The sequence below is a fragment of the Enterococcus sp. C76 genome (genome assembly GCF_040886985.1).
In the GTDB taxonomy this organism is placed as follows: domain Bacteria; phylum Bacillota; class Bacilli; order Lactobacillales; family Enterococcaceae; genus Enterococcus_B; species Enterococcus_B lactis.
The window spans coordinates 1-13,866 of the sequence record NZ_JBFOEY010000009.1 but is presented as its reverse complement, the minus strand read 5'-3'; the positions used below and the strand labels follow the sequence as shown (position 1 = coordinate 13,866).

At 37.9% G+C, this 13,866-nt stretch carries 15 protein-coding genes, 1 pseudogene and 1 riboswitch; of the genes and pseudogenes, 12 read left to right on the top strand and 4 right to left on the bottom strand.

The genetic code is table 11. From position 1 onward, the window contains the following. Window positions 1–60: 60 nt before the first annotated feature. Both AB3I00_RS11405 and AB3I00_RS11400 read right to left on the bottom strand, forming a co-directional pair. A complete protein-coding gene (locus tag AB3I00_RS11405) occupies window positions 61–693 on the bottom strand; it encodes a hypothetical protein (RefSeq protein WP_368025248.1) in 633 nt (210 codons plus the stop codon). A 147-nt stretch (window positions 694–840) separates the two neighbouring features. Continuing rightward, window positions 841–1,383, bottom strand: a complete 543-nt coding sequence (locus tag AB3I00_RS11400; RefSeq protein ID WP_002289260.1) for a DUF2179 domain-containing protein — start codon at window positions 1,381–1,383, stop codon at window positions 841–843. Between the two features lie 134 nt (window positions 1,384–1,517). Between AB3I00_RS11400 and AB3I00_RS11395 the strand changes: the two genes are divergently transcribed. The 4 genes from AB3I00_RS11395 to AB3I00_RS11380 all read left to right on the top strand — a co-directional run bounded on the left by AB3I00_RS11395 (window position 1,518) and on the right by AB3I00_RS11380 (window position 4,622). Beyond that, entirely contained in the window at window positions 1,518–1,907 is a 390-nt protein-coding gene (locus tag AB3I00_RS11395) for a hypothetical protein (RefSeq protein ID WP_002290241.1), read from the top strand. 3 nt (window positions 1,908–1,910) lie between these two features. Beyond that, entirely contained in the window at window positions 1,911–2,669 is a 759-nt protein-coding gene (locus AB3I00_RS11390) for an alpha/beta fold hydrolase (protein WP_024634678.1), read from the top strand. 135 nt (window positions 2,670–2,804) lie between these two features. After that, window positions 2,805–3,752 carry a LacI family DNA-binding transcriptional regulator gene (locus AB3I00_RS11385; RefSeq protein WP_002309535.1) on the top strand — a complete coding sequence of 316 codons (948 nt, stop codon included), beginning with the start codon at window positions 2,805–2,807 and terminating at the stop codon, window positions 3,750–3,752. A gap of 129 nt (window positions 3,753–3,881) precedes the next feature. Beyond that, a complete protein-coding gene (locus AB3I00_RS11380; protein ID WP_070770716.1) occupies window positions 3,882–4,622 on the top strand; it encodes a hypothetical protein in 741 nt (246 codons plus the stop codon). 290 nt (window positions 4,623–4,912) lie between these two features. Here the strand turns inward: AB3I00_RS11380 and AB3I00_RS11375 are convergent, their stop codons facing one another. Beyond that, window positions 4,913–5,581 carry a YitT family protein gene (locus AB3I00_RS11375; RefSeq protein ID WP_002290249.1) on the bottom strand — a complete coding sequence of 223 codons (669 nt, stop codon included), beginning with the start codon at window positions 5,579–5,581 and terminating at the stop codon, window positions 4,913–4,915. Window positions 5,582–5,713: 132 nt separating this feature from the next. On the opposite strand from AB3I00_RS11375, the gene AB3I00_RS11370 reads away from it, so the two are divergent. The 8 genes from AB3I00_RS11370 (at window position 5,714) to AB3I00_RS11335 (ending at window position 13,677) form a co-directional block, all read left to right on the top strand. After that, entirely contained in the window at window positions 5,714–6,001 is a 288-nt protein-coding gene (locus AB3I00_RS11370; RefSeq protein ID WP_002290251.1) for a hypothetical protein, read from the top strand. Window positions 6,002–6,415: 414 nt separating this feature from the next. After that, window positions 6,416–7,954: an ABC transporter permease/substrate-binding protein gene (locus AB3I00_RS11365; protein ID WP_002290253.1), complete on the top strand. Its 1,539-nt coding sequence runs from the start codon at window positions 6,416–6,418 to the stop codon at window positions 7,952–7,954. Further along, window positions 7,951–8,916: an ABC transporter ATP-binding protein gene (locus AB3I00_RS11360; RefSeq protein ID WP_024636195.1), complete on the top strand. Its 966-nt coding sequence runs from the start codon at window positions 7,951–7,953 to the stop codon at window positions 8,914–8,916. Before AB3I00_RS11365 ends, AB3I00_RS11360 begins: the two co-directional genes overlap by 4 nt. After that, the gene (locus tag AB3I00_RS11355) at window positions 8,903–10,225 is read left to right on the top strand and encodes an NAD(P)/FAD-dependent oxidoreductase (RefSeq protein ID WP_368025247.1); all 1,323 of its coding nucleotides are present in this window, start codon (window positions 8,903–8,905) and stop codon (window positions 10,223–10,225) included. Before AB3I00_RS11360 ends, AB3I00_RS11355 begins: the two co-directional genes overlap by 14 nt. Before the next feature lie 62 nt (window positions 10,226–10,287). Continuing rightward, window positions 10,288–10,392, top strand: a riboswitch (TPP riboswitch). A gap of 73 nt (window positions 10,393–10,465) precedes the next feature. Then, window positions 10,466–11,209, top strand: a complete 744-nt coding sequence (locus AB3I00_RS11350; protein ID WP_368025245.1) for an ABC transporter permease — start codon at window positions 10,466–10,468, stop codon at window positions 11,207–11,209. Between the two features lie 14 nt (window positions 11,210–11,223). Further along, window positions 11,224–12,216 (top strand): ABC transporter substrate-binding protein, encoded by a 993-nt coding sequence (locus AB3I00_RS11345; RefSeq protein WP_368025244.1) that lies wholly within the window; start codon window positions 11,224–11,226, stop codon window positions 12,214–12,216. Between the two features lie 11 nt (window positions 12,217–12,227). Then, a complete protein-coding gene (locus AB3I00_RS11340) occupies window positions 12,228–12,953 on the top strand; it encodes an ABC transporter ATP-binding protein (RefSeq protein ID WP_024636196.1) in 726 nt (241 codons plus the stop codon). A 1-nt stretch (window position 12,954) separates the two neighbouring features. Then, complete coding sequence (locus AB3I00_RS11335; RefSeq protein WP_086286089.1) at window positions 12,955–13,677, top strand: TatD family hydrolase; 723 nt, start codon at window positions 12,955–12,957, stop codon at window positions 13,675–13,677. 83 nt (window positions 13,678–13,760) lie between these two features. On the opposite strand, the pseudogene AB3I00_RS11330 reads toward AB3I00_RS11335, so the two are convergent. After that, window positions 13,761–13,866: pseudogene (locus AB3I00_RS11330) on the bottom strand (peptidase M23); the annotation flags it as partial.

Sequence of the window (13,866 nt, the reverse complement as noted above, 5' to 3'; positions counted from 1 at the left end):
GGGTTATTCTTTTAGATTGTAGTGTTTAAAACTAAAAAAGCATTTATGAAGTCGTCATAGTCAGGCTTCATAATGCTTTTTATTTTGTTTCTTTTTTCTTTGCCACATAAATACACCTAGACTGACGATGAAAAGCATATCCAACAGATTTCCTGCGACTTGGATCGTCGAAGGGTTGGCCAATGGTATCAAAGCAAGGACAAAAAAGGAAAACAAGCTGTAGATAAAACATGTGACAGGAACTAATCGAAAGAAGAGCGGACATCTCATTTGGCTAAAAATGAGTGAAAAAATAAAATAAGTGAAAATAGATAAAATCACGACTAAACCATTCATGATAAAGAAGAAAAGCGTATTGTGATTAAACGAATAAAAAAGGATAGCTAAAAAAGAAAACGTTTTAAATGCAATCAATACACCTGAAGCTTCATTTAACGTACCAGGATGTCGATGAAAAAAATAGGCACCGAAATACACAGAAAACATCAAGCCGCATAAAGAAGATAGAATCAAAAAAAACGGATTTTCTTCGGTTTCTGTAATATCAGAATGATCCAAAAGCAACCAGCCTAATGCACTAGAAGGCGCATGTGAGGTCTTAACGTACGAATAACATAGAAAAAATAAAATCGTCAAAGTTGCAAAAAAAGAGCCTAAATGTAAAAAATTAGTTGTTTTACGTTGAATTTCCATAATATCTCCAAATTAAATTGATAAGTATATAAAGTATAATAACAAATCGATGAGTATATGTCGATGTTTTTTAATCAAAATTATAAATAAAAACTGTCGAACATCTAAAATTTAATTTATATGTTCGACAGTTTTTTAATTTGTGAGTTATTTTCCTTGTCTTTTTCTTACTTTTTTAGTCCAAAAACCACCTGAAATATATTTTGGCTCATATGAGATAATGAAAGCACGCTCTTCAATTTCTTTGATCAGACGATACAGTTCACGTTCGCTTTTTCTAGGAGAAAGTATTTCCAAGACCAGTCGCTCGCCTTCTAGACCCATTGCAGAAGTTTGTGTCACACCGTAACCGTGTTCTCTCAGTATACCAGGCAAACTTTTATCTTCCGCGCTATTTGCTGGCAAAATCGTTGTGACCATGATGTATCCTAATGCCAGCTTGTCTTCAATCAAAATCCCAACACTGATACCTACTGCGTAACCTAGCGCATAGACAAATAAATTCAGCGGATTATCTAAACGATCCAATACAAGAGATAGCCCTACGATATAGATCGTGATCTCAACCATACTGACAAGGGGAGCAATCAGCCGGTAGCCTTTCATTGTCAGCATAAAACGTAACGTGTTCAAAGTGATATAAGCAAAATTGATGAGGAAGATCATCCCCAACATTTTAGGATCAATCATTTGTAAAACTCCTTTCATTTGTATAACAACAATATCAAAAAAAATCGCAAGTGAAGAAAAATTGAAACTTTATTGGTACCAAAAAATGATAAAATGATTATAATAGAATTATAAAGATAGGTTAGGTGATTAAAATGAAAACGGTCAATCGAGTGTTTTGTGCCAGCCACGTGCTCAGTCTCCTTCTCAGTATATACTTAGGTGTCTATGCGATTCAACAGCCAATTGATGTAGAGAACATTGTTTTTCAGATGTCGCTGACAGATGGTTTGATTCTAAGCGTTTTTTTCTTTTTGATACTATTTATTGGTAATATTTTCGGTAGCGTTGCCAGTTTTTTGAATTTCTCTATTTATCCTCTCCTTTCGCTAGCATTAGGAGTGGTGGGGCTTTGTTCCCTATTCTTATTTCCTGAGCCATTCAGTCCTGCATTTATATTATTTGGTATACTGAACCTGTTCCAGACGACTGTCGGATCATGGTTGCTATGGCGATCAGGAAATTTAATGAAAATAGGTGAGTAACCATTGAATCCAATTATATTGAAACGTTCTGTCAATCAAATTCCAGTGCTAGAAGTTGTCCTGAAAGAATTAAGAGAAGAACGGATTCCCGTTGTCATCTATTATCACGGATGGCAGACAAGTAAGGAGTTAGTTTTGACACAAGGAAGGAAAATTGCACAGCAAGGTATTCGCGTGATCCTGCCAGATGCGATGAATCATGGGGAACGAAAACAGCCAGTTTCTTCTATTCCATCCTATACATTTTGGGATAGTATCTACGGGAACTTGTTTGAGTTTGACACGCTTATCAAGCATTTAGAAAAAAGAGATCTTTTACATGATCGGCTTGCAGTTGGCGGGGTTTCGATGGGTGGAATGACAACATGCGCGTTGTTAGCCAAGCATCCTCATATAGCAGCAGGTGTATGTTTGATGGGATCTCCTGCGCCTCTGGAATATGGGAAAGAAATCGCAAGACGAGCGTCAGAATACAACTATATCTTGCCAAAAGACTATTTTGATCTGATCTCGTGGGTCAAGAGTTATGATTTATCATTGCAGCCGGAAAAGCTAGCTGGACGCCCTCTGTTCTTTTGGCATGGACAAGCAGATGAAAAGATCCCTTATATACAAACGGAAAGATTTGTAGAGAAAAACCGGCATGAGCCTTACGGAAAAGAAATTGTTTTTCGTTCCTCCAAAACACAGCGACACATGGTACAAATACCACTGATGGAGGAAGCTTCCGCTTTTTTAGCAAAGAATTTGATAAAAAAATAGAAATAGCTGAATCGGAAAATCACTTAAGGAGGATAGGAGATTTTCTGATTTTTCTTTTGGGCTATAATGAACCCTGTTAGGAAAATTTGGTATAATTGGTAATAAGAACGACAACATGTTAGAAAGGAAGAGAGCATGCCCACTTTAGCAGATGTTGCAAAACGTGCCAATGTTTCAAAAATGACGGTTTCTCGAGTCATCAATCATCCGGAACAGGTGACGGATGAATTGAAAGAGTTAGTTTTCTCAGCAATGGCTGAATTGGATTACCGCCCAAATATTGCTGCAAAAGCACTTGTCACGAATCGGTCACAGATCATCAAATTATTTATACTGGAAGAAATCGACACAACCGAGCCCTATTACATGAATTTGCTGATGGGGATCGCTAAACGGATCGGAAAAGCGCATTATTCTCTCCAACTAGTTACAAATGACGCATTCGATGTCGGTTCTTGTGATGGATACATCATCACAGGTGTCAGAAAAAAAGACTTCGATTGGATTGACCGCTTGGAAAAACCAGTTGTTTTGTTTGGAGAAAATTGTGAAGGATATGACTATGTAGACAGCGATAATGAATATGGTACAGCAAAAGCAACGCAATATGCCTTAGAAAGAGATTACCAAACAATTATTTATATCGGGATCGAAGTGGACGAATCGTTTGAGCTTTCAAGGGAAGCTGGTTACTTATCTGTGATGAAGGAAGCTGATCTTCCAAGTAAGATCTTGCGATTTCCAAATCATTCGACAGAAGTAGAAAGATATATGATAGAAAACTGGGCAGGTTTCACCGATAAAACTTGTTTTGTATGCAGCTCAGATCGACTGGCACTAGGAGCGGTAAGAGGAATTGTAAATGCTGGTGGGCGCTTGCCGGAAGAATTTGGTGTAATCGGCTTTGATGGCGTGTTTTTAGACCAAATCAGTTCGCCTAAATTGACAACGATCAAGCAAGATATTATCCGTATGGGGGAAGTATGCGGGGAAATGTTGCTGAAAAAAATAGAAGAGAAAGGGGCAAGTCAAGGTTATCGTCGCTTTTTCCCTGAACTAGTTATCAGAGAAACGACAAATTAAGCCTCGTTACTTTTTATATATTTATGAAATTCATCGCTATTTTCTTAAAATAATCAGCGCATTGCTACTGAAAACAAAAAATCTGTGCTATTATTGAGAAAAGTTCCATTTTTGAGAAGGATGGTTTGAATGAAAGAAATCAGACGAAAACATTTCCGTTTTCCTGCGTACGATGACGAGTTAGGCGTAAAATTAACCAGCGAGAAGAAGCGGGTATTATTTGACGGACAGGAAGATCTTTTGACTGAACAGAATCAGCACCCGTTTGAACAAATGAAAGAATTCCATTTCACGAACACAAACACTGAACAGGTCCGACGCAAGCGCCGTGCAACAAATGGATTGAAGTCAGCTCCGCGTAAGGAAAATTTGGAAAAACATAAAGAAAAATTACCGGATTATACTGGACATCATCAATCAGAACTCACGTCGACTGGACGAAAAAAACTTTTTGGTGAGTCTTCTCGTCCTGTCAGGCAAAGTGAAACGAGGACAGAGTCTCGAAATACTATGAGAAGTTCATCAGTGGACACAAAGGTACGGGAACGTTCTTATTTTGTTCCTAAATATGTACCTGCATCTATTATTCCAGACCCTAGAGAAAGTAAAATTTCTGAAGAGCATTTGATCGAATCAATGAAAAAAACAGATGACTCTTATCTGTTGTTTGATACAGAACCAACGCCTTATCAAGAAAAAAGAAATGATGAGCCTTCTGTACGCACGTTCAATCGAACAAAAACATTAGAGGAAACAAAGCAGTCAGAAGAAAAAAAATCGAAAAAAAGCCATAGTATCTTAGAACGTTCACTGCAAGGGCTGATTGACGATCAGGGAAATTCTTTAGGAGAGAATAGCTATTTTAAATAAGTCAAATACAACCTTGTATTATGTTATAGTGGGGAAGGAAACGCTGCGGCGTTTCTTTTTTTATACTCTACTCGAATGATTATATCGTAACCTAATCTTTTTTTCTTAGCTGATGTTTTCTGCCGTGAGCAAGAGGAAAAAGGGTGAAGAGTAAAAAACAAACTATTTTCACAGATTGTCTGCAAAAATAGTTTGTTTTCATATTTTATAAAAAATTTTATTGAAAGAATATACGTCGTAGTTTACATAATGGTCTTTTAGTAAAGTAAATAAAATAGTAAAAATAAGAATCAGTGCTCTAACTGTTCAAGAGGATCAAGTGGTTCAAATGTTTCTGTAGTCTGTTTTGCTTCCAATTGGGGTAAAACAGATCCAATTTCCAGATACTTCACTTTATTCAATGTATAAGATAGAATAGAACAGCTAAGCAATGTATACAGAAAATGTGTGAGATCCAAATAAAGCAAGGAGACAACTAAAATACCAAAAGTGATCAAGAAAAGACTTTTGCCAATCTTAATATGAAAATATTTTTCAATGGCTTGATAAATGATATCTGTTCCGCCTGTGCTTCCGCCAAATCGAAAGACGAGACCGCAACCAATGCCAGAAAGAATCCCTGTCATCAAACTATTGATCAGTAGACTATCTACAGCAAAATGTATATGAAGGCTTTCCCATAAATGTAAAAAGAAAACCAGCGCAAATGTTCCGACGATCGTCCGAAGAAAAGCGTGTTTTCCAAAAAGAAACAATGAGATAAGCAGTAAAGGTAAATTAAAAAGCAGCGAAGTGATAGAAGGCGCGAATCCAAAAAGATTATGCAAGAGCAAAGCAATACCAGTAACACCACCATCTGCCAGTTTAGATGGAATATTGATGCCTGTCACAGCCAATCCATAGATCCCTGCGCCTAAAATGATTCCGCACAATTCTGTCATTAAATTTAATTTTTTCATTTCTAGCCTCTTTTCTTTTGAAAATTTTCAGCAACCTCTTCATTATACTGACTTATACTCTTTCTTCAAGAGGAAAATGAAAAAAATTTATTTTTGGTTGTTTCTTCCAAATTATCAAAAAGGAGTGGAAAAATGCGAGCAGCAGACTTATTGACAATTCTTACAAAATCACCCAAAAAAACAGATTATCAAGGTGTTTTTTTGGCTCAAGACCAAAAACTGATTCCTGTGACAAGAATCCAGATAAATGAATCGTATCAATTCATCTTTTTATTTGAACAAGGCAAAGCACCACTTGCTATGAAAGAAATCTTTCTATTTTTGATGAAGAACCGTGAAAAAGCTGTTTATTATCAGTCAAAAGAAGAACTCATTCCGCTTTATGGAGTGAAAGAGATAGAAAATAAAGTGGTGATATAAGTAAAAATAAGAAAACAAGACGTTTATGATGCCAAAACAACCGTTTTTTACATTTTTGGCAAAAAAGTGTCATGATACAGTATAATACTTGTTGAACAGGCCAATAAAGGTGTTCTCCCCCACGAGATTTCTACTTTATTGGCTGTTTCTTTTTATTTAAAAGAAAAGTTGTATATGAAAAAATACGGTTGATTCCGAGTAATCATTTCGTATAGATGTATTGGATGTTCGTTGTGAAGAAACGAGAACCAAAAAATCTATCCGATTTTGTTGCTCGGATTCTTTTTTTATCCGCATATTTAGAGGTGATTTTTCTATTAATTACTGACGTCTAGTAGGGTTAAGGCAAGTCAAGTTAGTTGGGAAAATGTAAAGAAATGTTTATACTTAAAGAATAACAGAAAGGAAGGTCGCATGAATAATTTTATACAAACATTAAGTGAAAGAAAAGGCGAGTTGCTGGAAGCTGCATTTCAACATCTGTCTATTTCTCTCATTTCTTTGCTGATTGCAGCACTGATTGCTATTCCTCTAGCAATTTGGGCAGCTAATCATAAAAAAATGGCAGAAGTCTTATTGCAGATCACGGGTGTGCTTCAAACGATTCCTTCACTTGCCTTATTAGGGTTACTTATCCCATTTGTAGGGATCGGAACTGTTCCAGCATTGATTGCACTTGTTATTTACGCTTTGCTTCCGATTTTCCAAAACACGTATATTGGTCTAGCTGAGATTGACCCGTCTATTGAAGAAGCGGCGGTAGCATTTGGTATGTCCAGAATGAGACGCTTGCTGAAAGTAGAACTTCCCATCGCATTGCCTGTCATTATCTCAGGTATCCGAACTGCCTTAGTTTTGATCATCGGTACGGCTACTTTGGCGGCATTGATCGGAGCAGGTGGATTAGGAACATTTATTTTATTAGGTATCGACCGCAACACACCAGTTTTAACATTGATTGGTGCAATCAGTTCTGCCTTGCTTGCCATTATATTCAGCGGATTGATTCGCTGGTTGCAGCATAAGAAACCTCGATATTCTATCATTACTTTAGCAGCCGTCGTGTGTTTATTTGGGGGCGTTTCTTTATATCAGTCTGCCTTATTTAAAAATGAAACCATCACGATTGCTGGAAAATTAGGAGCAGAACCTGAAATCCTGATCCAAATGTACAAAGAATTGATTGAAGACAACACAAAAACAGAAGTTGAATTAAAACCGAATTTTGGCAAGACTAGTTTTTTGTTCAATGCCTTGGATCAAGGGCAAATCGATATCTATCCTGAATTCACAGGGACTGTCTTAGAAAGCTTGGTGAAGGTACCTGAAGCAATGAAAAGTGCTGATTTGACAAAAGAAAAAACATATGACGAAGCAGAAGAATTATTGAACAAACAATTCGATATGACATTATTGAAACCAATGGCTTATCAAAATACGTATGCCTTGGCGGTCAAGAAATCTTTTGCAGACGAGCATCAACTTAAAAAGATTTCCGATTTAGCAGCAGTTTCTGATCAGATCAAAGCGGGATTCACACTGGAATTTATTGATCGTTCCGATGGATATAAAGGAATTCAAGAAGCATATGGATTGAATTTTTCAAGTGTACAAAGCATGGAACCGAGTTTGCGTTACCAAGCAATCAATAATGGAGATGTCAATATTGTGGATGCTTATTCCACAGACAGCCAACTCAAGGAGTATGATCTAGTCACTCTAGAAGATGATCAAGGGCTATTCCCAGCTTATCAAGGCGCGCCACTGATGAAAACAGATTTCGCCAAGGACCATCCTGAAATCGTTGAAGCGCTGAATAAATTAAGCGGAAAAATAACAGAAAATCAAATGATCGATATGAACTATCAAGTCAATGTCGAAAAGAAAAAACCGGCAGAAGTAGCACGAACCTTCCTGGAAAACGAAGGATTACTAAAGGAGGGAGATCAGTGACTAAATTAATCGAATTCAAACATGTGCAAAAAAAGTACGATGGAAAATATGTCATTGATGACCTAACTCTTGCAATCAAAGAAGGAGAAATCTTTGTTTTGGTTGGGCCTTCCGGTAGTGGAAAAACAACTACTTTGAAAATGATCAATGGATTATCTAAACCATCAGCAGGAGACATCTACTTCAAAGGAAAATCGTTAAATGAATATAATCTGCAGAAAATGCGGTGGAATATGGGGTATGTGCTGCAGCAAATCGCTTTGTTCCCGACCATGACAGTCAAGCAAAACATTGAAGTCATCCCTGAAATGTTAGGTTGGGAAAAGCAGAAAAGAGCAGACCGTGTAGATGAACTTCTTCAAAAAGTTGGCTTATCTCCTGATATTTATCGAGATCGTATGCCTAGAGAGTTGTCTGGAGGAGAACAGCAACGAATCGGGATCATCCGAGCTATTGCTGCAAGCCCAGATGTGATTTTGATGGACGAGCCATTTAGCGCATTAGATCCTATTTCAAGAAATTCATTACAAGAATTAGTTTTATCTTTACATGAAGAACTGGGAACGACCATCGTTTTCGTTACGCATAACATGGAAGAAGCAATCAAGCTAGGAGATCGTATTGCGTTTATGAAAGATGGAGAAATTATCCAATGCGACACACCAGAACAGTTATTGATGAATCCTAAAAATGAATATGTACGGCATTTCTTTGATGAACCGAAACAGACGAAAGAATGGCGAGTCGAAGATTTAGTCGTCAATGGATATTTTTTAAAAGAAGTACCAAAAAACAGTCATCAACAAGTTTGCCTTGATACGCCTCTGAAAGAAGTGTATTCACTTCTTTCAGTGTACCCAAACATTGTGATAGTAGAAAAAGGAAAAAACATTGGTTCACTGACAAGTAAAGAAGTCTTTACTTTTTTAAGTCGAAAGGAGGAAGAAAATGAAAACATATGAGGCAATCGTCATCGGTTCAGGTGTGAGCGGCTTAAGTGCTGCTTATGGATTGAAAGAAGCAGGTAAAACAGTATTAGTGGTCGAAGAAGATCTATGGGGCGGGACTTGTCCTAACCGTGGATGTGACCCTAAAAAAGTCTTGTTAAGTGCTGTAGAAGCCCGTAATCGGATAAAACAATTGAATGGAAAAGGATTTAACGAGATCCCAACCGCTAATTGGGAAGAACTCCAAAAATTCAAACGCACATTCACAGATCCAGTTCCAGAAAATCGGAAAAAACAATTGGCAGAAGCTGGAATCGATCATCTTTCAGGGACCGCTCGTTTCTTGGACGACTCATCTATTGAAGTCAATGAAGAAGTTTTTCATGGAGATTACTTTGTTCTGGCAACAGGCCAAAGACCCACGATCTTACCAGTGGAAGGAAAGCAATACTTGAAGACTAGTGCAGATTTTTTATCATTGCCTGTACTGCCTAAAGAAATCATTTTTATCGGCGGCGGATATATTGCTTTTGAACTGGCTACGATTGCCAATGCTGCAGGGAGCAAAGTAACCATTGTCCATCATAATCAACGGCCATTAAAAGAATTTGAGGCGTCTTTGGTAGGGGAAGCCGTCCATCAAATGGAAGCATCTGGCATTCAGTTTGCTTTTGATGTTGAAACTCAAAAGATCATCTCGGAAGGAACTCGATATCGTTTAGTCGGAAAAGAGACGGAATTAGTAGCAGATATGATTTTTTGTGCGACTGGGAGACAGCCGAATACAGAATCTTTAGCACTTGAACAAGCGAATGTCGTCTTTGATAAACACGGGATTGAGGTCAATGATTATTTGCAAACGAGCAATCCAAAAATTTTTGCGTGTGGAGATATTGTTTCAAGGAAAACACCCAAATTGACACCAGTCGCCACTTTTGAAGGAAATTATGTAGCTAAGCGGATAACGGATGCAACAAGCGAACCTATCAAATATCCGATTATACCCACGATCGTCTACGCCAGTCCTAAACTTGCTGAAGTAGGAGTTACAAAAAGTCACGCCTCTTCGTCAGATCAAGTGGTGGAGATGGATCTTACCAGTTGGTTCACCTATCATCGCGTCAATGAACCAGTTGCTAAGGCTGAATTGACCTTTGACCAGCAAAATTATTTGATTGGTGCTGCAGTGATTAGCGAGCAAGCAGATGAATTGATCGATGATTTGACACTAGTCATCAATCAAAAATTGACTAAAAAAGAGTTGGATGGCTATATCATGGGGTATCCGACATTGGCAAGTGATCTCTCCTATTTATTGAAATAATCAGCATGATAACTAAAGCGCTTGTTGCTTTTTCCTTCTTGTGCTACACTTTAAAAAATGAATACCTGTTTCTGGGGATGTCGTAGACGACATGAGAGTAAGTTGTGAACTTAGACCCATTGAACCTGTCAGTTAATACTGGTGAAGGGAGAAACATAGCAGACGCTTGAAGCGGGTTACTATGTCGTGCCCATTTCAAGCGTTTTTTGTTATCCATATTAGAAGAAAGGAGGCGTCAAAATGAAGAAAAATCTTTATCCAGCAGTCAGTATGGCATTCATTTTAATTATTTGGCAGATCGTTGTCTTAGTTTGGAAAATACCCGCTTTTATTTTACCCGGACCTGCTGCTGTATTTTCTGCGTTAACAGCAGATGCACACGTATTGCTTTCCCATTCTGTCACAACATTAAATGAAGCAGTGATTGGTTTGGCAATAGCTAGCGTTTTTTCTTTTATTACTGCTTTGGCAATGGATTATTGGAAGTTCTTAGAAATGTCTTTTTATCCATTACTAGTGATTTCTCAAATGTTGCCAATCATGGTGTTAGGGCCATTACTGACCCTATGGTTTGGTTTCGGTATGCTTCCAAAAGTGATTCTTGTTGTCTTGATAAGCTATTTTCCGATCGTAGTTTCTTTTTCGGATACATTGAGGAAAGTATCGAAGGAGCAAATCATCTTTTTGAAAACGATGGGGGCAGATACAGGGAAGATTTATCGAATATATAAAATACCAGCGGGTTTATCCGGATTCTTTTCCGGTTTAAAAGTGGCCGCTACTTATTGTGTCAGCGGAGCAGTCGTTGGAGAATGGCTAAGCGCTCAAGCAGGCTTAGGGTATTACATGATACGCGTAAAAAACAGCTACCAGATCGATAAAGTTTTTGCTGCGATCATTTGTGTCATTCTATTGAGTTTATTGCTGAATGGCGCTTGTTCATTATTGAAAAAAGGGTATTACCGTATGCTTTATATTTTTTAAGAGAAGGGGATCAAATGAAAAAATTATGGCTTTTATTACCGCTACTGTTGCTTTTATCCGCTTGTGGCACTGCAAAGGAAACAAGTAGCAAACAAGAAACGAAGGATTTGAAAAAAGTGACACTTGTTTTGGATTATGTACCGAATACTAATCATACTGGCATCTACCTAGCAAAAGAAAAAGGCTATTATAAAAAGGCTGGTTTAGATATCCAAATCATCGAACCAGGAGATAATTCGACAAGTATTGGTCTAGTAGGTGCGGACAAAGCACAATTTGGTGTAAGTTATCAAGAAGATGTCACTTATGCTCACGCAGATGGACAGAATATACCAGTCAAAGCAATTGCTACAGTGATCAAACATAATACTTCTGGATTCGCCACCCTATCAGACAGTAACATCCATTCACCAAAAGATTTTGAAGGAAAAACATATGCAGGTTGGCAAAGTCCAAGTGAAGAAGCTGTCTTAAAAGCTGTGATGGAAAAAGACGGCGGTGACTTTTCAAAACTGACAATGGTAGGAAGCAATGGAGAAGGGCCAGAAAGCTTAGGAAAATCTTCAGATATCCAATGGTACTTTGAAGGTTGGGATATGATCAAAGCAAAAGAAGCCGGTATTGAACTAAACTATATCCCATTGAAAGAATTAGATGAACGGTTAGATTACTATACTCCGGTAATTATTACGAATGATCAACTGATCAAAAATGATCCAGGATTGGTACAGTCTTTTATGGATGCCACGAAAAAAGGCTATCAGGAAGCTATTAAGGATCCAAATGACAGTGCTAAACTGTTGCAAAAATATGCAAAAGGAAATGATCGGACGTTTTTAGAAGAATCACAAGCATTCTTATCAAAAAATTATACGGATGATCCTGAGAATTGGGGATTGATGGAAGAAAAAGTTTGGCGCAATTATACAGCTTTTATGCAGGAAAACGGATTGATCAAACAAGATGTACCTTCGAAAGAACTATTCACTAATCAGTTTATAAAATAGGAGTGATAGATGTGTCAATCCAAATCAGCCACTTGAATGTAGTTATTGAAAACCTGAAAATATTAGAAGACATCCATTTCACTCTCCCTAAAGATACTTTTACATCGATTGTCGCGCCAAGCGGAGCCGGTAAGTCAACATTGCTGAAAACTTTAACAGGAGTCCAGCCTATGACTTCTGGAACGATCAAAGTAGACGATCAAAAAGTAACGGGTCTCCATACAGCATTTAGTTATATGCCGCAAGAAGATATGTTACTTCCTTGGCTGAGCGTCTATCAAAACGTTACGTTATATCAAAAAATCAATCATCTAGCAATTGATGAAGAACAAGTAAGGGATTATCTGGATATCTTTGGGTTAAACGGCTATGAACATTTTTTGCCGGAACAATTATCTGGCGGGATGAAGCAGCGAACGGCCTTGTTACGAACAATCATGAATCCTTCCTCTTACTTGCTTCTTGATGAACCATTTGGAGCGTTAGATGCTATGACCAGAGGGCAGATGCAAGACTGGATGCTGAAACTGCCTAAAAAAGCAAAGCGGACTACTTTGCTCGTGACACATGATATTGAAGAAGCAATTTATTTATCAGACAGGATTCTTGTGCTTTCCGCCCGTCCGGCACATGTGATTGCTGAGATTCAAGTGCCTGAAAAACGACGGTCACGTGAATGGCTACTGCAGCAATCAGAGTTGAAGCAAACGATTTATCAGTTATTGGCAGGTGAATGAGATGTTAAGTGATGCTCATTGCCATTTAGATGGGAGTCAGAGTTTAGCACTCCTTCAGCAGGAACACACGATTTTGACGATCATTAATTGTGATTCGCCAGAAGAATGGAAGGAAAACAGACGGCTTGCAACAAGCAAGAATCAAGTCTTAAGTTACGGTATCCACCCTTGGAAAGCGGATAGCTATACGTTTGCACAAGTTGAGCTTTTTTTGAAAAAAGCAAGGATCATCGGTGAAATAGGGTTAGACAATATCTGGACGAATGTGCCGCTGTCTACACAAAAAAGAGTGTTTGAGCAACAGCTTGCTTTTGCAGCCATAAATAAGAAACCTGTTGTACTGCATACAAAAGGATGCGAAAAAGAGATCTTAAGCTATATCCAAGCTTACCCTAATCACTATTTGATTCATTGGTATTCTTCTTTGGACTATCAACAAGACTATATTGATTTAGGCTGTTATTTCAGCATTGGTCTTGATTTGAAAAAGAACCCAGCAGTCTGGCAACTAGCTAAAACAGTCCCAATCGACCACTTACTTATTGAAACGGATGGACTACATGCAGCAGAGTGGGCATTAGGTGATAGTTTTTCAGAAAAAGATTATGTCTCACTGCTTGAAGAACAGTTAAAGACAATCGCTGAAATCAAAGAGCTATCAGTTGAAGAAGTTAAGAAAAATACTTATCAAAACTTGGAACGTTTCATTAGATTAGGTAAATAAAAAAGAGGTGTGACACAACTAGTGTCGCACCTCTTTTTGGCTTTCTTTGTATAAAAGTAAACCGTTCGATTAATAAATGAATCTTAGTACCAACCGTTTGCTTCCCAGAATGCTTTCGCAGCTTCCCAAGAACCATAACGTGAAGCAACATATTGTTCTGCCACTTTTTCTTGGTTCGCAGCAGAGTAA